The 23,712-nt window shown below is 35.6% G+C and carries 22 protein-coding genes and 1 riboswitch; of the genes, 14 read left to right on the forward strand and 8 right to left on the reverse strand.

Translation table 11 applies throughout. The features are described from left to right. Positions 1–75: 75 nt before the first annotated feature. The 5 genes from HHU12_RS16270 to HHU12_RS16290 all read right to left on the reverse strand — a co-directional run bounded on the left by HHU12_RS16270 (position 76) and on the right by HHU12_RS16290 (position 6,822). On the reverse strand, positions 76–1,116 hold the full coding sequence (locus HHU12_RS16270; RefSeq protein WP_169657809.1) for a GAF domain-containing protein: 1,041 nt from the start codon (positions 1,114–1,116) through the stop codon (positions 76–78). Positions 1,117–1,167: 51 nt separating this feature from the next. Beyond that, positions 1,168–1,764: a chemotaxis protein CheB gene (locus tag HHU12_RS16275; protein ID WP_169657810.1), complete on the reverse strand. Its 597-nt coding sequence runs from the start codon at positions 1,762–1,764 to the stop codon at positions 1,168–1,170. Positions 1,765–1,781: 17 nt separating this feature from the next. After that, positions 1,782–2,609, reverse strand: a complete 828-nt coding sequence (locus HHU12_RS16280) for a CheR family methyltransferase (protein WP_169657811.1) — start codon at positions 2,607–2,609, stop codon at positions 1,782–1,784. A 410-nt stretch (positions 2,610–3,019) separates the two neighbouring features. Further along, positions 3,020–4,060: a homoserine O-acetyltransferase family protein gene (locus HHU12_RS16285; RefSeq protein ID WP_169657812.1), complete on the reverse strand. Its 1,041-nt coding sequence runs from the start codon at positions 4,058–4,060 to the stop codon at positions 3,020–3,022. A gap of 135 nt (positions 4,061–4,195) precedes the next feature. Continuing rightward, positions 4,196–4,298, reverse strand: a riboswitch (SAM riboswitch). Between the two features lie 121 nt (positions 4,299–4,419). Next, positions 4,420–6,822, reverse strand: coding sequence for a TonB-dependent receptor (locus tag HHU12_RS16290; protein WP_169657813.1), 2,403 nt, complete (start codon positions 6,820–6,822; stop codon positions 4,420–4,422). Positions 6,823–7,041: 219 nt separating this feature from the next. On the opposite strand from HHU12_RS16290, the gene HHU12_RS16295 reads away from it, so the two are divergent. Next, entirely contained in the window at positions 7,042–7,398 is a 357-nt protein-coding gene (locus HHU12_RS16295; protein WP_169657814.1) for an MmcQ/YjbR family DNA-binding protein, read from the forward strand. 129 nt (positions 7,399–7,527) lie between these two features. Continuing rightward, on the forward strand, positions 7,528–9,420 hold the full coding sequence (gene serA, locus HHU12_RS16300) for a phosphoglycerate dehydrogenase (protein ID WP_169657815.1): 1,893 nt from the start codon (positions 7,528–7,530) through the stop codon (positions 9,418–9,420). Between the two features lie 170 nt (positions 9,421–9,590). Here serA and HHU12_RS16305 read toward each other — a convergent pair whose 3' ends face one another. Beyond that, positions 9,591–10,919 carry an alginate export family protein gene (locus HHU12_RS16305; protein ID WP_169657816.1) on the reverse strand — a complete coding sequence of 443 codons (1,329 nt, stop codon included), beginning with the start codon at positions 10,917–10,919 and terminating at the stop codon, positions 9,591–9,593. A gap of 766 nt (positions 10,920–11,685) precedes the next feature. On the opposite strand from HHU12_RS16305, the gene HHU12_RS16310 reads away from it, so the two are divergent. The 4 genes from HHU12_RS16310 (at position 11,686) to moaA (ending at position 15,963) form a co-directional block, all read left to right on the forward strand. Continuing rightward, positions 11,686–13,968: a molybdopterin-dependent oxidoreductase gene (locus HHU12_RS16310; protein ID WP_205959902.1), complete on the forward strand. Its 2,283-nt coding sequence runs from the start codon at positions 11,686–11,688 to the stop codon at positions 13,966–13,968. Between the two features lie 21 nt (positions 13,969–13,989). Beyond that, positions 13,990–14,697 carry a NapC/NirT family cytochrome c gene (locus HHU12_RS16315; protein ID WP_169657817.1) on the forward strand — a complete coding sequence of 236 codons (708 nt, stop codon included), beginning with the start codon at positions 13,990–13,992 and terminating at the stop codon, positions 14,695–14,697. Between the two features lies 1 nt (position 14,698). Further along, positions 14,699–14,887, forward strand: coding sequence for a hypothetical protein (locus HHU12_RS16320; RefSeq protein ID WP_044202762.1), 189 nt, complete (start codon positions 14,699–14,701; stop codon positions 14,885–14,887). Positions 14,888–14,994: 107 nt separating this feature from the next. Beyond that, positions 14,995–15,963 carry a GTP 3',8-cyclase MoaA gene (gene moaA / locus HHU12_RS16325; RefSeq protein ID WP_169657818.1) on the forward strand — a complete coding sequence of 323 codons (969 nt, stop codon included), beginning with the start codon at positions 14,995–14,997 and terminating at the stop codon, positions 15,961–15,963. Positions 15,964–16,009: 46 nt separating this feature from the next. On the opposite strand, the gene HHU12_RS16330 is transcribed toward moaA, so the two are convergent. Then, positions 16,010–16,489, reverse strand: a complete 480-nt coding sequence (locus tag HHU12_RS16330) for a hypothetical protein (RefSeq protein ID WP_169657819.1) — start codon at positions 16,487–16,489, stop codon at positions 16,010–16,012. 141 nt (positions 16,490–16,630) lie between these two features. Between HHU12_RS16330 and HHU12_RS16335 the strand changes: the two genes are divergently transcribed. Beyond that, positions 16,631–17,365 carry a nitroreductase family protein gene (locus HHU12_RS16335; RefSeq protein WP_169657820.1) on the forward strand — a complete coding sequence of 245 codons (735 nt, stop codon included), beginning with the start codon at positions 16,631–16,633 and terminating at the stop codon, positions 17,363–17,365. A 119-nt stretch (positions 17,366–17,484) separates the two neighbouring features. Here HHU12_RS16335 and HHU12_RS16340 read toward each other — a convergent pair whose 3' ends face one another. Then, positions 17,485–17,871 (reverse strand): hypothetical protein, encoded by a 387-nt coding sequence (locus tag HHU12_RS16340; RefSeq protein WP_169657821.1) that lies wholly within the window; start codon positions 17,869–17,871, stop codon positions 17,485–17,487. Between the two features lie 252 nt (positions 17,872–18,123). On the opposite strand from HHU12_RS16340, the gene HHU12_RS16345 reads away from it, so the two are divergent. From HHU12_RS16345 to HHU12_RS16375, 7 genes are all read left to right on the forward strand, one after another. Next, positions 18,124–19,470 (forward strand): Na(+)-translocating NADH-quinone reductase subunit A, encoded by a 1,347-nt coding sequence (locus HHU12_RS16345; protein ID WP_317170488.1) that lies wholly within the window; start codon positions 18,124–18,126, stop codon positions 19,468–19,470. 41 nt (positions 19,471–19,511) lie between these two features. Next, positions 19,512–20,747, forward strand: coding sequence for an NADH:ubiquinone reductase (Na(+)-transporting) subunit B (locus HHU12_RS16350; RefSeq protein ID WP_169657823.1), 1,236 nt, complete (start codon positions 19,512–19,514; stop codon positions 20,745–20,747). Then, complete coding sequence (gene nqrC, locus HHU12_RS16355; RefSeq protein ID WP_169657824.1) at positions 20,734–21,465, forward strand: NADH:ubiquinone reductase (Na(+)-transporting) subunit C; 732 nt, start codon at positions 20,734–20,736, stop codon at positions 21,463–21,465. Before HHU12_RS16350 ends, nqrC begins: the two co-directional genes overlap by 14 nt. A gap of 42 nt (positions 21,466–21,507) precedes the next feature. Then, positions 21,508–22,155 carry an NADH:ubiquinone reductase (Na(+)-transporting) subunit D gene (locus HHU12_RS16360; protein ID WP_169657825.1) on the forward strand — a complete coding sequence of 216 codons (648 nt, stop codon included), beginning with the start codon at positions 21,508–21,510 and terminating at the stop codon, positions 22,153–22,155. A gap of 29 nt (positions 22,156–22,184) precedes the next feature. Next, positions 22,185–22,796, forward strand: coding sequence for an NADH:ubiquinone reductase (Na(+)-transporting) subunit E (gene nqrE / locus HHU12_RS16365; protein ID WP_169657826.1), 612 nt, complete (start codon positions 22,185–22,187; stop codon positions 22,794–22,796). A 91-nt stretch (positions 22,797–22,887) separates the two neighbouring features. Further along, entirely contained in the window at positions 22,888–23,127 is a 240-nt protein-coding gene (locus tag HHU12_RS16370) for a MoaD/ThiS family protein (protein ID WP_169657827.1), read from the forward strand. A 24-nt stretch (positions 23,128–23,151) separates the two neighbouring features. Then, a complete protein-coding gene (locus tag HHU12_RS16375) occupies positions 23,152–23,565 on the forward strand; it encodes a molybdenum cofactor biosynthesis protein MoaE (RefSeq protein ID WP_169657828.1) in 414 nt (137 codons plus the stop codon). The last annotated feature ends 147 nt before the right edge of the window (positions 23,566–23,712 follow it).

Genomic DNA, 23,712 nt, shown 5'->3' on the forward strand with positions numbered 1-23,712 from the left:
TAATAGTAATTTTAGTACGTATCTTTAAGTCTTGGAAAAACATATATATAAAGTCCTACTGTTTATATCAATATTTTAACTTTCTGTAAACCAAATTGTCACCTTATCTAAAATCTCACGATCCTCAGGAGTGAAATTCTTGAAAGAGGCCAATTCAACTACGCCTAATAAGTTGGCGTCAGCGTCCAAAATTGGAGCAATCATCAATGAGCTTGGAGTAGAGTCGCCTAAACCTGATACTACTTTGATGTAATTGTCTGGAATTGTATTTGAAATAATGGAAGATCTAGTAGCAGCAACTTGCCCCGGTAATCCTTCTCCAAATTCATAAGACAGTGTTTGTGATTCTGGTAAGTAAAAAGAGAAGCCTTTTGAGAAGGATATCATATTTTTCCCATCAACCACAGTTGTTTTATAGTAAATACCAGTACTGACCTGGAACTCGCGACAGATTGAATTTAAAAGTGTTTGCTCTTTATCATCACCTTCTTCTCTGTTAAGAATAGAAGCTTGGATATTCTTTTTAATCAATTGTCCTCTTTCTCTAAATGTATCTTTTGCTTCTTCTTCTCTATTCTGATTCTCTTTTGAGAAGTATTTTGGAACATATATAATATGATCCTCACGGTCTTTCATCAGTTGAGATATAAGTCTGAATAAAAGAAAAATCAGAACAGCAAACGTAAAGCCAATAGTATAAAAGGTGGGGCCACTCAGATCCATGATCTGAAGGTAGGTCTTATCATCTTTTCTCTCTAAAGCGTTTAGTATTTCCTCTGGAAGACCGTAAAGCCTTGAGGTGGAGAAAAAGGAAAGGAACAGAAATACAACCCCAAGTATAATATTAAAGACTTGATTATTATTGAAGATGAGATAAAATAATATCATCACAAAAACCAGATCGATATACCCCAATGTTAAAAGGTAAGTTTCTCTATTGAAATCTTTCGTTTCGAGAACTCCTATAAGTGATAGGATATTTGGATACTGATTTTCTAATATTAATATAAGGGAGAACGTGAATACCATAACAGATGCTGCTATGATCACGGGAACCTTGTATACCGTGTGAATGGTTTTCTCTCTAATATTTGTTCTTTTCTGTGTTGTTTTCAAAATACTATCTAGTTTGCTTGAAAAAGTTTCAGAACTCTAAATATGTAACGCCTATTTTTGATAAGCCTTGTATAAATCTAATAGAAATTTTGTAATTTTTTCAGCTTCAAGGCAAAAATCTATTTCAGTGACCTGCTTTGCAGACTGAGGCATAGTATTCATCATGCTTTCCTCAGGGTCTTGAATTATCGTTACGCCACCTTTATCCTTAATAGCTTTCATTCCTAAAGCACCATCTTTGTTGGCTCCGGAAAACAGAATTCCAATAAGCTTTTCTTTATAAACATAAGCAGCGCTTTTGAATGTAAGATCAATGGCAGGTCTTGAGTTGTTGATCAGCCCTTCCGTTGATAAAGACATTGTGTTGCCTAATTCAATACATAAGTGATAATTAGCGGGAGCCAGATAAACCATACCAGGCCTTACTATTTCTTTGTCTAAAGGTTCTGCAATAGGCTTTGAACTCTTTATAGATAAAGCCTCTATAAAACCATGCCTAACATGTTTCAGTCTATGAAGACAGAGGAAAATAGGAATAGGAAAGTCCTTTGGCAGATCGGCAAGCAGTTTCGTTATCGGTTTGAAACTGCCAGCTGAACCTCCAATCACTATTCCTTTGTACTTTTTATGAAAAAATGAAGATTTCATTGAGTAGTGTGTGGAAGTTAATCTTTGATCTTCTTATAAATTTTCTCTTCGTTGTTGACTACAACAAATTTATTGGCAATATCACACCAAATCAATGATTCTTTTGATCCAATTGCAAGATTTCCATATTTGAAAAGACTTCCATGTAACTTTTTAAGTACTTCATTTTGTAATGTCTGATTAAAGTAAATCATAACATTTCTACAAAGAATCAAATCAAATTTAGAAAAAGGATTTCCTTTTACGAGATCCTGTACTCTAAATGAGACTCTTTCTATAAGTTCAGGTTTGATGTAAAAGAAGCCATTTTCTTCAACGAAGTAGCTCAAGAAGTCATGTTTGCCTCCATAACGTTCATAGTTCTGCTTGTTCAGCTCCATATTTTTTGCTGAAAAAGAAGCTTTCTTCGCTTTATTAATGATAGATTGATCTATATCAGTGGCTACAATAGTAGCATTCTCAAGGCAGTTTAATTCTTTAAGAAGAATACACATAGAGATGACTTCTTCTCCTGAAGAACATCCTGCATGCCATATACTTATTTTGCGATGCTCTTTAATTACATCTGGAATAATCTCATCTTTCAAGCTGATCCAAAACGTAGGGTCACGAAACATCTCTGTAACGTTGACGGTTATTTCAGAAACAAACTCCTGAAAAAAAGCAGGGTCGCTTTTGAATTTTTTGATGAGTGCTTCTACAGATGTGAATTTATACAGTTCGATTACTCTTCGTACTCTTCGGGTAAAGGAAGACATTGCGTAATTCTTGAAGTCGTAATCAAAATTATCGTCTATATATTGGGTTAATCTTCTTAATTCTGCTATTTCAATATCACGTTGCATATTTTGCTAAAAAAATGATGACGGTTTTTTTGACAGCCTAAATTATAAAAAAATTATGGTTATCGTGAGTTTTAAATATGAAAAAATCCTTTCCTCATGAATACTTTTATTATGAGAAAAGGATTTTATGATATGTTTTTATGAAATTATCGTATAGACTTCACCAGTTGTGGGCATTCTGAATGTTGGTCCATAATTTCATATTTCTTTCTTTCTTTGTGGAAGTAGTTTGCACTTGCACTATTTCTAGGCGCACATGAAAAGATTAAAGCTCCTAAAGTTAGTAGTGCAATTGATGACAAGATTCTTCTTTTAATATTTTTCATTGTAGCTGTTGGCTAATATGGATACTCGTTTGATGTCAATAATGACTGCTTGTTTACCCAAGATACAAAATGTATGCCTAATTTCTATATTATTATTTTCTTTTTGTTTTTTTGTTTGAAGAAAGATTGAATAGCTCCTGCAATTTTTTGAGTTTCAACTAGAAATCCGTCATGTCCATACAATGAAGTGATCTCTTCATAAGTAACGTTCGGGATGTGCTGTGTGATGAATCTTTGTTCTGATACAGGGAAAAGGACATCGGAAGTAATTCCTATGACCTGAGTGTATGCTTTTATACCATTCAATGCCTCTTCAATTGATTTTCTGCCTCTGCCTAGATTGTGAGAATCCATAGTGTTAGAAAGCGTCCAATAAGAGTAGGCGTTAAATCTGCTTAGTAATTTTTTGCCTTGGTATTCCTGATAAGATGAAGCTTTGAAGTTGTCGGTTACAGACTCGTTGTCTTCGCTTTGTGTTTTCTCGTAAGTGCTGTAGTTTCTGTAGGAAAGCATCGCGATGGACCTAGCGGCGATCAAACCTCTGCTTCCTGCTTGCGGATCTCTCTTTCCCCATGTAGGATCGGCCTGAATCGCTAATCGCTGTGATTCATTAAAAGCAATTCCCCAAGGAGAGTGTTTTGCGTTAGTGGCACAGATAATCAAGTTTTCCATTAAATCAGGATTTGAAACTGCCCATTCTAAAGCTTGCTGACCTCCAAGCGATCCACCAATAAGTGTATTGATTTTATCAATTTTCAATTCTTTTCTAAGAAGATCAAGAGAAGCAACAATATCACGTATAGTAACAGCTGGAAATGTGTCATAATAAGGTTCATTGGTATCCGGGTTAATGGATAATGGACCTGTTGAGCCATAGCATGAACCGATGACATTGACACAGATAATAAAATGTTCTTTGGGATTGAAAATCGCTGTGTCGCCAAACAAACCGCTCCACCAATCAGAAACTTCAGCGTTGCCGGTAAGTGCATGGCAAACCCAAATAATATTGGACTGATCTTCATTGATACTGCCCATGGTCTGATAAGAGAGAGTTAAACCGTTTAATTCTCCTCCTAACTCAAGGTTGAACTTTTTATTATATGTGAAAAAATGCTCTTGCATTACCTTTTCTTCTTTTTTATTGAAACAAGAAATTGAGGGCAGGAGAGTATAGGTCGACCTTTTTTAGCGTAATTACAGTGTATATAATTGAGCAGAATGTATTTGTGTTGACTTTCAGACGTCTAAATATTCTATCGTTTATATGTCCTAATAATTAGGCTAGGATGTAGCACCTTATCAATGGAGATGGTTGCTAGAGGGTCGTTGAGCCTAGTCTCTTACCTCTTCTTTATAAACACTTACGTCTTACTAGATGTAAATGGTATGGACTTCAAAATAAGTCTACAATTTATAAAAAAACAAACCTTCACTTCTAAAATTGATAGAAATGAAGGTTTTTGTGCAATATTTTTAAAAATTTACAATTCTATGATGATTCCGATAGAAGGCTGAACAATGCCGTTAGTAGTTTCTATATACTTCGGAACGTATTTAGAAGGGTCATTAGGGTCTACCATTGGAGAGCCGTCAGCATTTAATTCTGTAGTAAGAATAGGCTGTCCTTTTGCTTGGTATCCATAAAGGTTTTGAATGTCGAAATAGAAGTTGATACTCCACTTGTCGAAGTAGTAATATTTATCAACTCTAAAGTCCAACTGATGAGAAGGATCTAAACGTAATGTATTCACTTGTGAATAGTCTTTTACACCTCTTCTTTCATTGTCCCAAACTTCTCTTTGCATTGAAGCTTCTTCATCGTAAGGAGTGTAAGGAGTTCCTCCAGAGAATAACCATCTAGCTCCAATTTCCCAGTTCTTGCCTAATTTCTTGCCACCTGTCAAACTAACAATATTTCTACTGTCCCATGATGAAGGTGCGTAAACGTTAGGATCAGCATTTGTAAACTCAGACATTACATAAGTGTAAGAGAAGATACCATAAAATCCTTTAAAGAACTTTTGCTGTGCCATAAATTCAATACCTCTTGATCTACCTTTAGATGTACTTGTCACTTCTTCACTGCCAATTACACCAAAATCAGCACCTAGGTTAGCCAATGAGATTTGATTGTTGACAGAGTAAGGATATTGATCGTATACTTTTTCAAATGCTTCAAGAGTGAACTTTACGTTTTTCTCAGGAATTTTATATTCAAATCCACCTACTAGCTGTTTGTTCCTGATGTACAATAAGTTGTTGGTCTTGTTGACGAAGTCTTCACCTTCTTTATACCCAAGAGTAGTGTAAGTTGGAAGTTGGTAGTAAATACCCGTATTGAAGTTTAAACTCCATCTTGGCGTAAACTGATAAGAAGCAGAGAATCTAGGAGAGAATTGATCGAGTAAATCTGACATGCTATCAGAGTAATCATTAGCGTCAACTCTTGCACCTAAAGATAATGTCAATTGATCTTGGATAAATTTCTTACTCACTGTAGCAAAACCGCCCCATTTGTTCAAACCTAAGTCAGATCTGAAGTTGATTGTTTCTAATCCGCCAGTAGAAAAATCATAAAGCGTTTGCTCAGTTCTGTTGTTGTACATAGCATACTCATAATTTACACCATAACTGAATGTCCATCCTGTATTTGTAAATGTAACACCTTCAGCTCTGAACTTATTTTCGATCTCCTGTGATTTATAATCATAAATTCTAGGCTGACTAGTGTCATTATCAGGATGCTTGTACTGAGCATTGTTCAGCATGTTTCTTGATGCCACAAAGGTGAAAGTGGAATTATCTCTGAAGTGCTCATACTTAGCACCAATAGTATAGTTCCATTGTGATTGTTCGGGAGTATTGTTAAGCGTATATAAATTTTGTTCGTAATCTTCGTCAGATGGATCTCCAGGTGAATCAGCTAATCTAAACTGATCAATGGCTCCAAGTCCAACAATTGAGATTTGATTTCTTTGGTTTAGCTTATACTTATATTTTAACTGAAAGTCATTGTAAGTCGGTAAGAAAGGCAGGCCTAATACAGCAAATAACGCTTGTAAATAAGATTGACGTGCGGAAACAACGATGGATGATTTTTCAGTAACAGGTCCTTCGAAAGTAACTCCGATATCAGATGTACCAATAATTACATTGGTTGTATGTTGGTCGGTACGTCCATCTTTTTGGGTGAATTCCATAACAGATGATAATGCGTTACCTCTACCTGCAGGGAAAGCACCTGAATAAAATTCCACATTCTCAATAAAATCAACATTAATCATACCTACTGGACCACCTGAGGCACCTTGTGTTGCAAAGTGATTGATATTAGGTATTTCAATTCCGTCAAGGTAAAAACGGTTCTCATTTGGGGCACCACCTCTAATTAAAATATCATTTCTGAAAGAGGCTGTTGAAGCAACACCTGGAAGCGATTGCAGTACTCTTGATATATCTCTGTTGGCACCTGGCGCTCTTTTTACTTCAGTAACACCTATCCTTTGAACAGATACAGGCGATTCATCCGATTTATAAAAACCATTAGCAACTACTTCTACTTCGTCTAATTCTTGAGTAGAAGGAGTAAGTTTAAATTCGGCAAAAGCTGGTCTGGAATTAGAAACTTCCACTTCCTTAGAAGCAGGGGCAAAACCAACGTAATTTACCACCAAGTTATAAAGTCCTGGTTCAAGATTTTTTATTTCAAATGTTCCATCTTCTTTCGTTGTGGCACCAGTTGTTGTACCTTGAATCACAACTGTTGCATAAGGTACACTTTGGTTGTTTGATTGTTCACTTATTTTACCTCTGATGACACCTTTCTGTGCAAAAGCTGAGGAGGAGATAATGAATATTGAAAAAATAAGGTGTAAGTATTTCATAATTGTAATTTGTCTAAGTATATGCCTTAAACAGTGTAGTCGGTGAATTGTTTAGAATATTTGTTAGATTTTAAGTCGCAAAGTAAAGCGTAAAAGTTAATATTTGGAAAGAAAAATCAAAGAATAAATAGGTGTTATAAAAGTTACGTTGTAAAATGATGGCTATGTACATTGTTATTGTTGATTTTAATATGTTAATAAAAAGTTAAATTTTGAATTATGAATATTGAAGAGTTCAGAGATTATTGTTTAAACAAAAAATCAGTGACTGAAGAGTTTCCTTTTGATGAAACAACACTGGTATTTAAAGTGGCAGGTAAAATGTTTGCTTTGACGGATATTGACAATTTTGAAAGCTTTAATGTGAAGTGTGATCCAGAGCTTGCATTAGAAATGAGAGAACGTTACAACGCGGTAAAAGCAGGTTATCATATGAATAAAAAACATTGGAATACCATTACTGTTTTTGGTGATTTACCAGAAGCAGAAATGTATAAATCCATCGACCATTCTTATGAGTTAGTATTTAATAAATTGCCTAAGAAATTAAGGGAGGAAATAGAGAAAGAAAGCTGAAAAATGTTCAATAAGTATAAAAAAGAGTTCTTTTTTTTATGAAAATTACAATAAATACCTAAAATATATTCAAATGTCATTATAAAGTAATACTTTTGGCTAGCGGTTGTAACTAAAAGACAAATGAACATGGCGAATAAGAGATTTTTTGTAATTGATTTTGATAGTACATTCACAAAAGTTGAGGCACTTGATGTATTGAGTGACATTCTTTATGAGGGTACTGACAAAAAGGAAGAAATTGGAAGTAAGATTAAAGAACTTACAGATCAAGCAATGGCTGGTGAGTTGTCTTTTAGAGAAGCTTTAGAACAACGATTGGCCTTATTGGATGCAACTAAGAAAGATGTAGATCAACTTTCATCCGAACTTAAAAAATTAGTATCAGAGTCAGTAAAGAGAAATAAAGCATTCTTTGCAAAGGAGAAAGATAACGTATTGATCGTTTCTTCCGGATTCAAAGATTTTATTACTCCAGTTGTAGCTGATTTTGGAATTAAAGAGGAAAACATTTATGCCAACACTTTCACTTACAATGAGAAAGATGAAGTGACTGGTTTTGATGCTTCCAATCCATTATCTGAACATAAAGGTAAAGTGAAACTAATGGAAGAACTGTCCTTAGATGGTGATGTTCTTGTAATTGGTGATGGCTATACTGATTATGAGATTAGAGAAGCAGGTTTGGCAAAAACATTCTATGCTTTTACTGAAAATATTAAAAGAGAAAAAGTACTTGCTAAAGCTGATATTGAAGCAAGTAGTTTTGATGAAATACTATATTCAATTAAACATCCTATGGCGACTTCATTTCCAAAGAGTAAAATAAAAGTATTATTACTTGAAAATATCCATAAAGATGCAAAGCAGAAGTTAGAAGATGAGGGCTACCAAGTAGAATTATTAGGTGGTGCTTTAGATGAAGATGAGCTTTGTGAAAAAATCAAAGGTGTACATATCTTAGGTATCCGTTCGAAAACAATGTTAACACGTAAAGTTGTTGAGGCAGCTGATCGTTTAATGTTGGTAGGTGCTTTCTGTATTGGTACCAATCAAATCGATCTTCAAGCTTGTACTGATCATGGTGTGAGTGTTTTCAATGCACCTTACAGTAACACACGTTCGGTAGTAGAAATGGCTATCGGTGAGATCATCTTATTGATGCGTCAGATTCCTAGAAGAATGCGTCAGATGGACAGAGGGGAGTGGAGCAAATCTGCAAACGGAAGTTTTGAGGTAAGAGGTAAGAAATTGGGTATTATCGGTTATGGTAATATCGGATCTCAATTGTCTATCCTTGCAGAGATGTTGGGTATGGATGTTTATTACTATGATGTTGTTGAAAAACTTGCATTGGGTAATGCTACTAAATTGAATTCATTAGACGAGCTGTTATCTACTTGTGATGTAATTTCACTTCACGTTGATGGCCGTGCTGAAAATAAAGGATACTTCACTGGTGAGCATATCGCTAAGATGAAGAAAGGGGCAATTCTTGTAAACTTGGCTAGAGGTCCAGTTGTGGAATTGGAAGCTTTACAACAGGCTTTACAGAGTGGACACCTTGCAGGTGCTGCGATTGATGTATTCCCAGTAGAACCAAAAAACAATAACGATACTTTTGATGCTCCATTAAAAGATGTGGATAACTTGATCCTAACACCACACATTGGTGGATCTACTTTGGAAGCTCAAGAAAATATCGCTGATTTCGTTCCTGGTAAAATGATTGAATATGTAAATACAGGTAGTTCATTTAACAGTGTGAACTTCCCGAATGTTCAATTGCCTCGTTTAGAGAATGGACACCGTATGTTGCATATCCACAAAAACGTTTCAGGTATCTTGGCACAAATGAACAACGTGTTTGCCAAACATGGCTGTAACATCTTAGGTCAATATTTGAAAACAAACGAAGATATCGGTTATGTAATTACGGATATCGATCAGACGTACCAACCAGAATTATTGGAAGATTTAAGATCAATTGATAATACAATTAAGTTTAGAACTTTGTATTAATCACTAATTGATATAAAATATAGAAAGGGCTTATGGTTTTCGAATCATAAGCTCTTTTTTTATTCTGTTATGTTTCAGTTTGAATAATGGGATCAAAAAAAGAGGTTGCTTCAGTTAAGAAACAACCTCTGTATATTTTAAGCTAAAATATTCCTTTCCTTATGTTGGAATTAGTTTTGAGCTTCTTTTTTAGTAGTGAAAAGTGTAGGCTTGATTACAAGACCTAACCATCCCCAGTTATTGAATTTCGTGTGATCACCACCTGCGTTTGCTGCAGTAGCATATTGCATAGATTCAGTAGCGAACATACCTGACCAACCACCTTGGATTGTAATGTACTTGCTGAATTTGTGGTTGATGATTAAATCAAATTCAGTACCTAAGTTGCTGTCCACTTCGTTTGTTCCATCTGAAATTTTAGCAGCAGACATGAATTGGTGTAATCTACCGTAGAAGTTCCACTGATCGTTTACTTTATAAGTAGCTCCTAAATAGATATCTGTTAAACCACCTCTTGGGTTTCTACCTCCTACATAGAAGTAGTCCATGTGACCGTTGAATTTGTGGTTTGTACCAAAGTAAGGGTTGAACGAGTTGTTTTTGTCAGCATCAGCATCAAATGCAGTACCTGAAAGAATTTCACCACCTAAGATGAAACCTAACTTATCATTAGCGTTGAATAATAATTCAATTAAGCCATTGTAAGCTCCAATTGTTTGCTCATTTGCACCTACTCCTGTTTTACCAAATTGGTAGTAGAATGAAGCGTTTAAGCCAAATTTACCAGGTCTCCACTCACCGTGAGCACCCAATGTTTGTTGGTACACTGTAGAATAATCTGTTCTAGTAGGTTGTGCAACATCAGTTTGCTCAAGACCTAAGTTCATAAATAATGCAGATAACTTAAATTCTTCAAATTTCTTATTGAACCATAAGTATTGCATGCTTTTATAACTGTTGTTTGTTCCTGGTACTAGAGGAGCATAGTAGTTAGTTTCTCCAACAGTAGCGATTGCAAAACCTGCGTGTAGTTTAAAATTCTTTTCATATTTTAAAACTGCAGCATCATGGCTTCTCGCTTGTTGAGCCCAATCTACTGAACCAAAGATTCTGTGATCATCATAAACTAATTCTTGACGACCTACTTTAGCAGAAAATTCTTCTGTGAATAACAACTCACCATATGCCTCATGAACATGGAAGTTACCTTGATCTTTATTAGCAAAGTGATTGATTTCACCCCAAGTTCTTACGTCTTGTACTGAGAAACCCATTTTGAACTTTTCACTTTTGTCGTTGAATAAAAAACGAAGCCTAGCTCTTTGTGAAACGAAGTCCGAAGCACGGTCAGCACCACTTGCTGATGGTCTTAAAGCACCAAAGCCGTTTCTGTGTTCATAACGAGGTTTTAATTGCGCATCAATCGTAAAGTCTTGTGCCATAGCGAAGTTACTTAGTAGCAAAAGGATTGTTGCGGGTAGTAGTAATTTTCTTAACATACTTTAAAATAGGTTAGATTAATATTGATAGCGCTAAATTATCTTAAAATTTCTGTTAGTCCAATTTTACTCAAAAAATGTTTTGTGAATAAACAATAAAGTTAGTTTCGTATGACTTCTATCATATTTTTATGAGAAATTGTATCACAAATTTACATATTAAATCTAAAATGATTAAATTATATAATTATAAGATGCATTTATACAGTTTTAAGTTACGTGTTTATTAGTTAAAGATCATTTTAAATACTATTTGTTGTAGACGTTTTAAGTTACGTGTTTATTAGTTAAAGATCATTTTAAATACTATTTGTTGTAGACGTTTTAAGTTACGTGTTTATTAGTTAAAGATCATTTTAAATACTATTTGTTGTAGACGTTTTAAGTTACGTGTTTATTAGTTAAAGATCATTTTAAATACTATTTGTTGTAGACGTTTTAAGTTACGTGTTTATTAGTTAAAGATCATTTTAAATACTATTTGTTGTGTTACATGTAGTTGTACATTTATTGGTTACATTAAATTCAAATGAGTACTCTGCCAAAATTAGCTTTACTCTGTGAGTGTGAAGCTAAAAAATGCATGAATAGTGCTACTGCATAAGTTTTTTAGATGGAACCATCATGTAAAAAACTTTGTGTAGTATAAACTGAATTTAATATGGTACCTGCAGCTTGATATAGATACACATAGGCTATGTGCTTATAAATTATAGATAAATTTAATTACATATTGTTATAAATAAATTCAAATACTTATTGTTAAATGGGGAAACAAAACGACAAAGAGAATCTGAATCTATCGAGGAGAGATTTCCTGAAACTAACTGGAGGTACAGTTGCTGTGGGTGGTGCAGCCCTAAGTGGTTGGGGGCTTACAGAACTAATAGTGGATGAAGGGCCAGTTAAATCATGGCATAAATCAGTGTGTAGATATTGTGGTACAGGCTGTGGTGTGATGCTGGGTATGAACAAGGATAAATTAGTTCGTGTTAGAGGAGATCAAGAAGCTCATAATAAAGGTGTCATCTGTATCAAGGGTTCAATGTTAGATTCACTAATGAAGGATCCTAATAGATTAAAAACACCAAAAATTAAAAAAGACGGAAAGTTTGTTGAGGCTTCATGGGAAGAGGCAATGAGCTTAATGACTTCGAAATTTAAAGAAGCATTGAATGATCACGGACCAGAGAGTATAGGATTTTATGGTTCGGGTCAGTTGCTTATTGAGGAGTCGTATACTGCGAATAAACTTTTTAAAGCTGGTTTTAGTTCAAACAATGTGGATGGTAATCCAAGATTATGTATGGCTTCAGCAGCAGTTGGATACACGCAGACGTTTGGTAAAGATGAGCCTCCAGGGGCATATGAAGATATAGATCATGCAGAGACATTTTTCTTGATTGGTTCAAATGCTTATGAATGTCACCCACCACTTTGGGAGAGAATCATGTTGCGTAAGAAAGCCAACAAAAATGTAAAGATTATTGTTGTTGATCCAAGAAAAACAAAAACTGCTGAGCATGCTGATATATTTTTACCTGTTTTACCCGGTAAGGATATGTTGTTATTGAATTCAATGTGTTCGGTAATGTCTGAATTGGAATTATTGGATGACGATTTCATTGCTAAGCATGTTAGCTTTAATGATGGCAACAAAAAGATTTCTTTAGAAGAATATAAGAAGTTCCTAAAAGATTACCGTCCTGAGAAAGTTGCTGATGAATTAGGTATTACTCCAAGAGAAATCAGAGAGGTAGCTTATCAGTTTGCAAAGTCAAAGGCAACAATGTCTTTATGGACTATGGGTATTAACCAAAGAGTGCAAGGTGTATTCTTGAATAATACTTTAAATTCTCTTCACTTGATTACGGGGCAGATTTGCCGTCCTGGTGCAACACCGCTTTCATTGACAGGTCAGTCTAATGCATGTGGCGGTGTAAGAGATACAGGTTCTTTAGCTCACTTATTACCGAATGGTAGATTGGTAGCAAACGGAACACACCGTCAGGAAATGGAGAAATTATGGAAAGTGCCAGAGGGTACGATCGCTCCAAAACCAGGTAGACACGCTTTGGCAATGTTTGACGGTATGGTGAAAGATGTAGTGAAAACAGCTTTAATTATGTGTACTAACCCTGCGCAGAGTTTGCCGAATAACCGCTACTATAGAGAAGGGATGGAGAAAGCATTCTTGGTAGTTGCTGAAATTTTTGAAGATACAGAAACAGCCAAATTTGCAGACGTTCTTTTACCTGCAGCGCTTTATATTGAAAAAGAAGGTGTTTATGGTCAAACGGAAAGAAGATATCAGATAATTGAGAAACTGAGAGATCCAGTGGGAGAAGCTCGTTCTGACTTTGATATTCTAGTTGATTTTGCCAATAGAATGGGGCAGGGTAATTTAATTACTTACAAAACACCAAATGAGTGTTGGGATGAGTATAGAAATATCTCAAAAGCGAGTAAATACGACTTCAGTGGTATTACTTATGATCGCTTGAAGAAAGAAAGAGGTATTCAGTGGCCATGTCCTTCAGAAGATCATCCGGGTACTGTCAGAAGATATATCAAAGGTGACCCTTTTGCTGATAAGCATGTAAATGCAAATCATAAAGTACACTTTTATGGTAAGCCAGACGGAAGAGCTGTAGTATTTGCAAGACCTTATAAAGCAGGTGTTGAAGATGTTTCTGAAGATAAACCATTATTCCTTACTACAGGCCGTGTGATATCACAATGGCATACGGGAACAATGACTTATAGAATTTCTGAATTGAAGCATTCTGCAGGTCCAGGTCGTTTTGTTTTCCATCCTCAAGATGCAGGATTGAATAATGTGAAGAAGGGTGATAAAATAGAAGTGGAAAGTAGCCGTGGTAAAATGCAGGGTATTGTAGATATCTCTGATCATGAAACGCCAGGAGTTGTTTTCGGTGCATTCTATGATGCTAAATTCTTAGTGAATAATGTTGTTTCAGATGATCATGATCCTATTTCCAAGGAGCCTGATTATAAAGTGACAGCAATTAAGGTAAAAAAGGTATAACGCATTAACTTCTTTAGATTTATGGAAACAATATTAGATGTATTAGCAATATTTGTGCTCATCGTAGAAGTTATATTGCTGTATCAATTAAGAGCAAATAGGCATGAATTAAGTGCCAAAGTAAGATCAATGGTGCTTTTTGGGATCATCGTATTTCCTTTATTAGCACTCTTATTAGGTAATTACCATGTTTTTGTCTCTACAAAAGAGTCTACAGCGTGTCAAAGTTGTCACGTAATGGCACCAATGGCAAATGATATGATGTTTGATTCAAAATCTCAAACATTAGCATCAAGACACTATCAGAATGGATGGATTGCCGAGCATGAGTGTTACAGCTGTCACGCCGATTATGGTTTTCAAGGTACAATGAAAGCAAAGTTGGATGGCTACCGTCACTTGATGCGTTATGTAACTAAAACATATACAGAACCTATTCGTTACAGAGGTGAGTTTAATTCTATGAACTGTTACGGCTGTCACCAAGGCTCAAGAACTTTTGAAGCTGTAGATGAACATGCTCCAGTTGTAGAAAACTTATTAGGTGATGATCCTTCAATTTCTTGTTTGAACTGTCATGGTAGAGCTCACCCGGAGCCATCAAAAAGAACACCGGGAAGCAAAGAGTACAAATGGCTTTCAGATCCTAAAGTGAAGGAAGTAGTAAACGCTCAAGAAGTAAAAGATTACATTAATACACTTGCTGCTTCAGCAGAACAATCAAAATAACATGAGAAAAGTATTTATAGAAAGTATGTTAGTGATTGTAGGTTTGGCAATCTCTATTCCATACATCATTTTTCCGAACCCTTATCTAATGTTCTTATTTGTATTTGTTGCTCAGCCTTGTATTGGAGTAGCAGTTGCATTAGTACTTTGGGAAGTATACAAAGATTTGACTAGTAAAGATATTTTATAGAAAAGAGTCATATCTAATGAAATATTAGGTCTTGTATTCTAAAATAGCAGAGTACAAGACCTATTTATTTATTAAATTGCACATTCATTTACAACAAATAGAATCACGTGTTAACAGATAAGTTTCAAAGACAAATCAAGTATTTAAGATTAGCAGTAACTGACAGATGTAATCTGAGATGTACCTACTGCATGCCTGAACATATGAAGTTTGTTCAAAAAGATAAGTTATTGTCCTTTGAAGAAATGTTGAGGCTTGTGAGTCTGTTGGCGAAGCATGGCGTAGAAAAAGTAAGAATCACTGGAGGGGAACCGTTCGTTCGTAAAGGTTTGATTAACTTTTTGAGAGAGTTAGTGAAAATAGAAGGGATCAAGAAAGTTGCTATTACTACTAATGGTGTTCTACTGGATGAATATTTAGACGAATTAGATGAAATAGGCATAAAAGATATTAACTTAAGTCTTGATGCTACATCAAAGGAAAAGTTTTTTGAAATCTCACGAAGAGATGATTTTGATAAAGTGATACATTCACTGAAAATGATGGTCATGAAAAACTTCAAAGTGAAAGTCAATATGGTTGTGATGGAAGGAAAGAATACAGATGAAATTATACCATTGGCTAACTTTGCAAAGTCCTATCCCATTCAAGTTCGTTTTATTGAAGAAATGCCTTTTAATGGAAAAGGAAAAGAAGTAAGCAAGAGTTGGAATTACCTGGATATAGAAAATGAGCTGAAGAAAGAGTTTGATGATTTAAAAGAATTGGATGGCTCTTCAACTGCCAAAGTATATACTTCTAACAAGCTGAACGGTTCATTAGGAATCATACCTGCTTTCACTAGAACTTTCTGTGGAACATGCGATCGTTTAAGGATTACGTCTTTAGGTGAATTGAGGAATTGCTTGTATTCTCAGAAGGGAATGAATTTGAAATCAGTGATCCGAAGTGGAAGTTCAGATGATGAAGTGATTCAGAAAATACAAGAACATCTTTTGCTTAAAAAAGCCTCCGGGTTTGATGAAGAAAAGATGAATGATAAGAATTTAGATTCAATGTCCTTGATTGGAGGATAAAAAAATAGGCTGTCTCATCAATTAAAAGACAGCCTATTTTTTTTATTTATTGAACTTCATAAATGCCATAGAACTTAACACCTTTAGTTCTTGCATTAGAAGCACGTTGAGCTTCAAAAGGATCATCTCCCATTCTGTAAGATCTACAAGATCCGCCGATGACCTCAATCTCTTGTCCAAACGGACCATTAAACCATGCACCCTCTCCTGCTTCTGAGTCATCTTCAAAAGCTTGAACGATATATGTTCCCGGTGATAATTGAACTGTGAAAATGCTAAATTTTGTCTCACCTCCACATTGAGGGTCGTTAGCTTCTTCGTTCAAAACACCTCTAGCAATTTCTGTAGAATTTTTATTGTCATAAATAACAATAGTAATGGCTTGATCGCCTAAGAAACCTGAATTGCTATCTGCCCAAAATGAAATATCCCCTGGGATAATCTCTTCTTCACTATCACTACTACAAGAAATAATAAATAACGGGAGCGAAATGAATAGAATAAGTTTAGAAATGAATTTTAACATAATGAATTATTCTAAATGATTAAATTTGCACTAATTAAGTTGATTAGTAGTTGCTTGAATTATTAAATAAAAAAATGATACAGCAAAAATAGTAATCGTTTAATAAAACTGACAATTAAAGTATTTAATCGGACAAGAAAAATGACTAACAGTGCGAAATATTTTGATGAGATTGTTCAATCTAGACGTTCTGTGCGTATTTATGATCAAGAATCTACTTTTGATCATGAGGCTGTACAACGAAGTCTTGAGAGAGCGACCTTATCCCCAAACAGTTCAAATATGCAGATGTGGGAGTTCTACAGAATTACTTCTGAGGACTTGAGAAAGGAAGTGGCCGAAAACTGTATGCGTCAGAAAGCGGCAACTACAGCTAGAGAATTAGTATTATTTGTAGTTAGACCCAAGCTGTGGAGAGAAAGAGCTGCTTTTAATCTAGGGAAGATGAAGGCCTCTTTTCCTGAAGATATGCCACAGAAAGACAAGGAAAGAGCATTGAGCTACTATGAGAAATTGATCCCTACTTTATACAATAATGATTCGTTTGGAGCATTAAGAAGCGTATTCAAAAAAATATATGCTTGGTACGTTGGAAGTAAGCGTCCAATGTATAGAGAAGTGACGAAAACGGATGTTCGCATCACATTGCATAAGAGTGTTTCACTAGCCGCTATGACTTTCATGTACAGTATGAAAGCGGAAGGTTATGACACTTGCCCGATGGAGGGGTTTGACAGCAAAAGAATTAAAAAGCTTTTGGATTTGCCTAAAGATGCTGAAATCAGTATGATCATTGGCTGTGGTGAAGCTGCTGAAGGTGGGATTTACAACAAAAGAACAAGAGTGGCAAATAAGGAAGTGATCTTCGAAAAATAGTCTTGTTTTAATAATATTATTAAATGAGCTATCTTTATTTTATCAATTTGATTAGGTAGATTTTAAACAAAAAATATTACACTAGTTAAGTTTGTGATAAAATACTGATAGCTCTTCTTTTATTCAGTAATTACTTCTTCTTCAACTAAACCTAAGTATTTTACAGTTAGATTATTGTTTTTGTGTGAAGGATGGAATAAAGTTTTCAAATTTATCGTTTGTCCATCGTTATTTAGTAAGATTCTAAATAAGGCTTGGTCGCTAGGGTTGTCTTCCATTACCCATAGGTACTTGTAGTCTTTGAGGTTAAGAGGTTCGTCATCAACTGTGTTGATATAAGGCACTTCAGAGATCAAAACCTCCTTGTTGTAAAAATCCCAAGTAATCAAGTGAGGGTTCTTTAAATTCTGATCTACAACTTTGATAAAGTGTAAGTTATGAACCTTAGCAACGTCTTTTCTGTGATTGATTTGTTCCCAGATTGCAGAAATTTCTGTATTATTCACGGCATTAAAAAATTGTTGTTCGAACTTTGTTTTTATTTTATAACGTTACAATATACAATTTATGGTGTAATTGACATTTTAAATAATTTGTTAATTCATAAAAAGATATTCATTGTTATTCAGGATTTTTTGAAAATCTCTTGAAAATCACTTACCAATTAAGTTTCAAAGCAAGTATGAATTTATTAAGTTTGCAGATAAAAATATAGGAGCGTTTACTCTGTCACTCGATAATATCCGATGTCTAATAACGTGAAATTAAAAAAAGGGTTTGATATCAAACTAGTAGGCGAGGCTGCAGAAAGCATCGCTAAGAATATTGATACACCCACAACATTTGCCATTAAACCAGAGGACTTCCCTGGGATGATTCGTCCTAAGGCTGTGGTTAAAGTAGGCGAGAAAGTAAAGGCAGGTGACCCAATCTTGATAGATGGGAAATTAGAAGAAGTTAAATATACATCACCTGTAAGCGGCGAAATCGTTGAAATTCAACGTGGAGAGCGCCGTAAACTACTTGCAGTCGTAGTAAAAGCTGACGCGCAAGTAGAGTACAAAGAGTTCCCAGTGAAACCTATCGATCAGGTTAGCAAAGAAGAAGCTCAGGCTATTCTTTTAGAAAGTGGTGTGTGGCCGCAATTAGTGCGTCGTCCATATGCTGTTGTTGCTAATCCGTCAGATACACCGAGAGCATTATTTGTATCAGCATTTGATAGCCATCCATTGGCACCAAATTATGAGTTCACTTTAAAAGGTCAAGAAAGCTACATTCAAGCTGGTATTGATGTTTTAAAGAAATTTACTCCTAAGGTGTACCTTGGATTAAGTGGTTCAAAATCTTCTACATTGTTTGATGGTCTTGCAGGCGTTGAGAAAAATAAATTCTCAGGTCCTCACCCAGCAGGTAACGTAGGTGTGCAAATTCACCATACAGCCCCTGTTACAAGTGCCAACGATGTAGTTTGGACTATTTCTCCTGAAGGTTTAGCTCAAGTAGGTAAACTTTTCAAAGAGGGTAAATACGATGCCAAGAGAATCATTGCAATAGCAGGTCCTAAAGTTGATAAGCCAGAGTATATGGAAACATATGCAGGTGTAAACTTAGAGACAATCTCAGCAGCGAAAATCAAAGGTGATAATGTTCGTGTAGTTTCAGGAAACGTTTTAACAGGTTATGCTGTTGGTAAAAACGGTTTCTTGGGGTATTATTCTAACATGGTTACTGCCTTAGAAGAAGGAAACAAAGCACGTTTCTTCTTATCTGACGGGTGGTTAGCACCAATCACAAGCCGTTTAAGCTTCCACAAAGCGTTCGGTTTATTAGGTAGCACTTCTAAGAAGTATGCACTTGATACTAACACAAATGGTCAAGATAGACCATTTGCAGTAACAGGTAGCTTCGAAAAAGTAGTACCTATGGATATTTATCCAATGTACTTGTTAAAAGCTATCCTTGCTTATGATTATGAGAATATGGAAGCATTAGGAATCTATGAAGTAGCAGAAGAGGATTTAGCTCTTTGCGAATTTATTGATGTTTCTAAGCACGATATTCAAAAGATTGTACGTCAAGGTTTAGATACAATGCGTTTGGATTAATTTGGTGTACTATTAAAAATTAGTTTAATATCTTATAAGACATGAAATTCATTCACGATCTCATAGAAAAACAAAAGCCTATGTTCGAAAAAGGTGGTAAGCTGGAGAAGCTTTACTATGTTTTCGAAGCAGGTGAAACGTTTATGTTCACTCCCCCGGATGTGACAAAAGCGAAAGGTGTTCAGGTACGTGATGCAGTAGATTTAAAGCGTGTGATGATGACTGTAGTTATCGCACTTCTTCCTGCTATCATTTTCGGTTTATGGAACGTAGGTTACCAACACCACATTGCAACTGGTGAAGCAGCATCAGTTGGAGAGCAATTCTTAATTGGTTTACAATTATCGTTACCAATTATCATCGTTTCTTATGCAGCAGGTGGTACTGTAGAGGCCGCTTTCGCCGTATTTAGAAATCACCCTATCACAGAGGGTTTCCTTGTAACAGGTATCCTTATTCCATTAGTATTGCCAGCAACTATTCCATTATGGCAAGTTGCTTTAGCTTCAGCATTTGCTGTCTTAGTAGCTAAAGAGGTATTTGGTGGTGTAGGTATGAATATTTTGAACGTAGCATTAACTGCTCGTGCATTCTTATACTTTGCTTATCCAGCAGCAATTTCAGGTGACAAAGTTTGGACTTACCTTGGTGAAGGAACATCTACTGTAGATGGTTTCACAGGTGCTACATTCTTAGGTTTAGCTGTAGAGGCTCAAAACCAAGGTGTTGCAGTTGCAGACTTTGTAGGTAAAACTGCTCACTGGGCTTCAGATCCAATGAGTTTGTTTATCGGTACGATCCCAGGTTCAATTGGTGAGACTTCAGCTTTAATGTGTTTGATTGGTGCATTAGTATTAATCTGGACAAAAGTAGCTGATTATAGAATCATCGTTTCTGGTGTCTTAGGTGCATTGGCAATGGGTGCTTTATTAAATGTATTCTCAGGAGATGCTGAAGCAGTGAAAAATGGTGTTGAAGGAGCTAAATACTATGCTTACCTTGATATGCCATCTTACTACCACTTAATTATTGGTGGTTTTGCTTTTGGTATCGTGTTCATGGCAACAGACCCTGTATCGGCTTCACAAACCAACAATGGTAAGTGGATTTACGGTGCGTTAATCGGTGTAATGACGGTAATTATCCGTGTGTTAAACCCAGCGTACCCTGAAGGCATCATGTTGGCTATTCTTCTTATGAACGTATTAGCTCCATTGATCGACCATTATGTAGTAAATGCAAACAAAAAACGAAGATTAAAACGTGCAACAGTCTAACGGTTATGTCATCGGTTTTGCGGTAGCAATGACAGTTATCCTTGGTGGTATCTTGTCGTTTACTGCAGTTTCTCTTAATGAGAGACAAAAGAAAGAAGTCGCTTTGGATACTAAAAAGCAAATTATGCTTTCGGTACTTCCTGAAATGAGCGATTCTCCAAAAGCAAAAATTGCTGAAGTATATGATAGTCGTATCCAAGTAATTGGTATCGATGGTAATGCAATTGACGCTGCTGTTCTTGAGAAATTAGATATTTCTAAAGAGTGGAAAAAGTTAAAGAAAAACCAACCTGCAGTTTTACCTATTTACAAATTCATGAGTAAAGACGGTAACAGTGTAGATAGTTATATCTTGCCTATGTACGGTTATGGTCTTTGGAATGACATCTGGGGTTACTTTGCCTTAGAGTCTGACAAGAAGACTGTAAAAGGTGTGGTATTCTCTCACAAAGGTGAAACTCCTGGTTTAGGAGCAAGAATTGGTGATAAAGAGGTACAAGACCGTTATATCGGTAAAAAGATCTTTGTTAACGGTGAGTTAAAGCCAACTTTCATGGTAAAAGGTGAAGGTAAAACAGGTTTGCCTGATTATGAGGTAGACGGTTTATCAGGTGCAACACTTACTGCAATTGGTCTTAATGAAATGGTTGATAGATACTTAAAACAGTATAAACCATTCTTAGAAAAAGGTGCTTCTGCGGTTTCAATGGCCCAGTAGTTCGCAATTTGTTCTAATCATAAAAAACAAAAAACGAAAAAGATGAGCACAGAAACTGTAGCAGCTAAAAAGTCAGAAGCTTTATTCTCGAAGAGAAGAAAAGCGATCGTGACTGATCCTTTGGATGATGATAACCCAGTAACAGTACAAGTATTGGGTATCTGTTCTGCCCTAGCGGTAACTTCAAAGTTAGAGCCAACGTTGGTAATGTCAATTGCGGTAACATTCGTAATTATCTTCTCTAACTTAATCGTATCGCTTTTACGTAATGCAATTCCTCAACGTATCCGTATCATCGTGCAGTTGGGTATTGTAGCATCACTTGTAATTATCGTAGACCAAGTATTGAAAGCTTACTTATATGATGTATCAAAAGTAGTAGGTGTATATGTAGGTCTGATCATTACAAACTGTATTGTAATGGGACGTCTTGAAGCATTCGCAATGGCCAACAAGCCTTACGATTCAATTCTTGATGGTCTTGGTTCTTCATTCGGATATGCATGGGTAATCTTGGTTGTAGCTTTCTTCAGAGAGTTATTTGGATCAGGTACTTTATTTGATATCCGCGTTTTACCAGAAGCTTATGTAAACAATGGTTTAATGACATCTCCAGTAGGTGCATTTATCATCATTGGTTTAATTATCTGGGTACAACGTGCAAGAAACGGTTACGTAGAAGAGGCTTAGAACATTCATCTTAAAAAAACGATCACAAAATGGATTTATTAAATCTTGCAATTAAGTCGATCTTTATCGACAACATGGTGTTCGCCTACTTCTTAGGAATGTGTTCTTATTTGGCCGTATCTAAGAAAGTGGACACAGCGTTAGGTCTTGGTTTGGCAGTAACGTTCGTATTGACGATTACTGTACCACTAAACTGGTTAGTATATAACTATATCTTACAAGAAGGAGCATTATCGTGGTTAGGCGAGCAATATGCAGGCGTAAGCTTAGACTTCTTAACATATATTCTTTTCATTGCTGTTGTAGCATCTACAGTACAGTTGGTGGAAATGATTATTGAGAAATTCTCACCATCACTTTATGGTTCATTGGGTATCTTCCTTCCTTTGATTGCAGTAAACTGTTCAATCTTAGGTGCAGCATTCTTTATGGTGCCAAGAGAGTACTCTATCGTTGAAGCAGGTGTTTATGGTTTCTCATCAGGTATTGGTTGGTTAATCGCGATTATCGCATTAGCAGCTATCCGTGAGAAGATGAAATATTCAAACGTACCAGCTCCTTTAAGAGGATTAGGTATTACTTTCATCATCACTGGTTTGATGGGATTGGCATTCATGTCATTCATGGGTATTGCTTTATAAGATATATAGAGATATTACCAAAAGGCATATTCTTCGGAGTATGCCTTTTTTTGTGTTTTGAAAATAGAACAAATATTAGCACTTTCGAATTATGAAAATATTGCTATTTGGTATCACAAAGGAGATTATAGGAAGTTCAACAATTGACTTTACAATAGATCAAACGGATTTGACTTCTGAAATGCTTTTAGATATTCTAAAAGAGAAGTACCCTGAATTAAGTAAACTGAGGTCAATTGCTTTAGCAGTGAATGGCGAACATGCCAACGGTTCGGAAATCGTTTCTGATAAAGATGAGATTGCTTTAATTCCACCAATGAGTGGAGGTTGATTTTTTAGACCTTAAAATCTAATTATGATTGCATTACAACAAACAAAAGAGATAAATACAACTTCTATAATCGATAGTGTAAAGTCTGATTACTGCGGTGCTATAGATGTTTTTATTGGTACGGTAAGAGATAACCTCGTTGGTAAAAAAGTGACAAAGCTATTTTTTGAAGCTTATGAAACTATGGCAGTATCTGAGTTGCAGAAAATAGCAGATACGGTGAAAGAGAAGTACAAAGCAGATAAAGTAAGTATTGTACATGCTATCGGTGATTGTGAAGTAGGGGAGATTGCGGTGGTGATTGCGGTTTCTACTCCACACCGAAAAGCAAGTTTTGAAGCTTGTGAGTATGCTATTGATACATTAAAGGATACTGTTCCAATCTGGAAAAGGGAATATTTTGAAGATGGTTCTCATTGGGTATTTTCTCATCCATAAAAAAATCCTCAATTCTAGTTTAAAGAGAATTGAGGATTTTCTTTTATCATAAAACTGAGAATTATAAGAAAGCGTAATATAGTTACCCCACTAGTTCGGACTGTCTAAGTGGAAAAGATAATTATCTTTTTTTGAGAGATTCAGCTT

The sequence above is a fragment of the Flammeovirga aprica JL-4 genome, from assembly GCF_012844305.1.
Taxonomy (GTDB): Bacteria; Bacteroidota; Bacteroidia; order Cytophagales; family Flammeovirgaceae; genus Flammeovirga; species Flammeovirga aprica.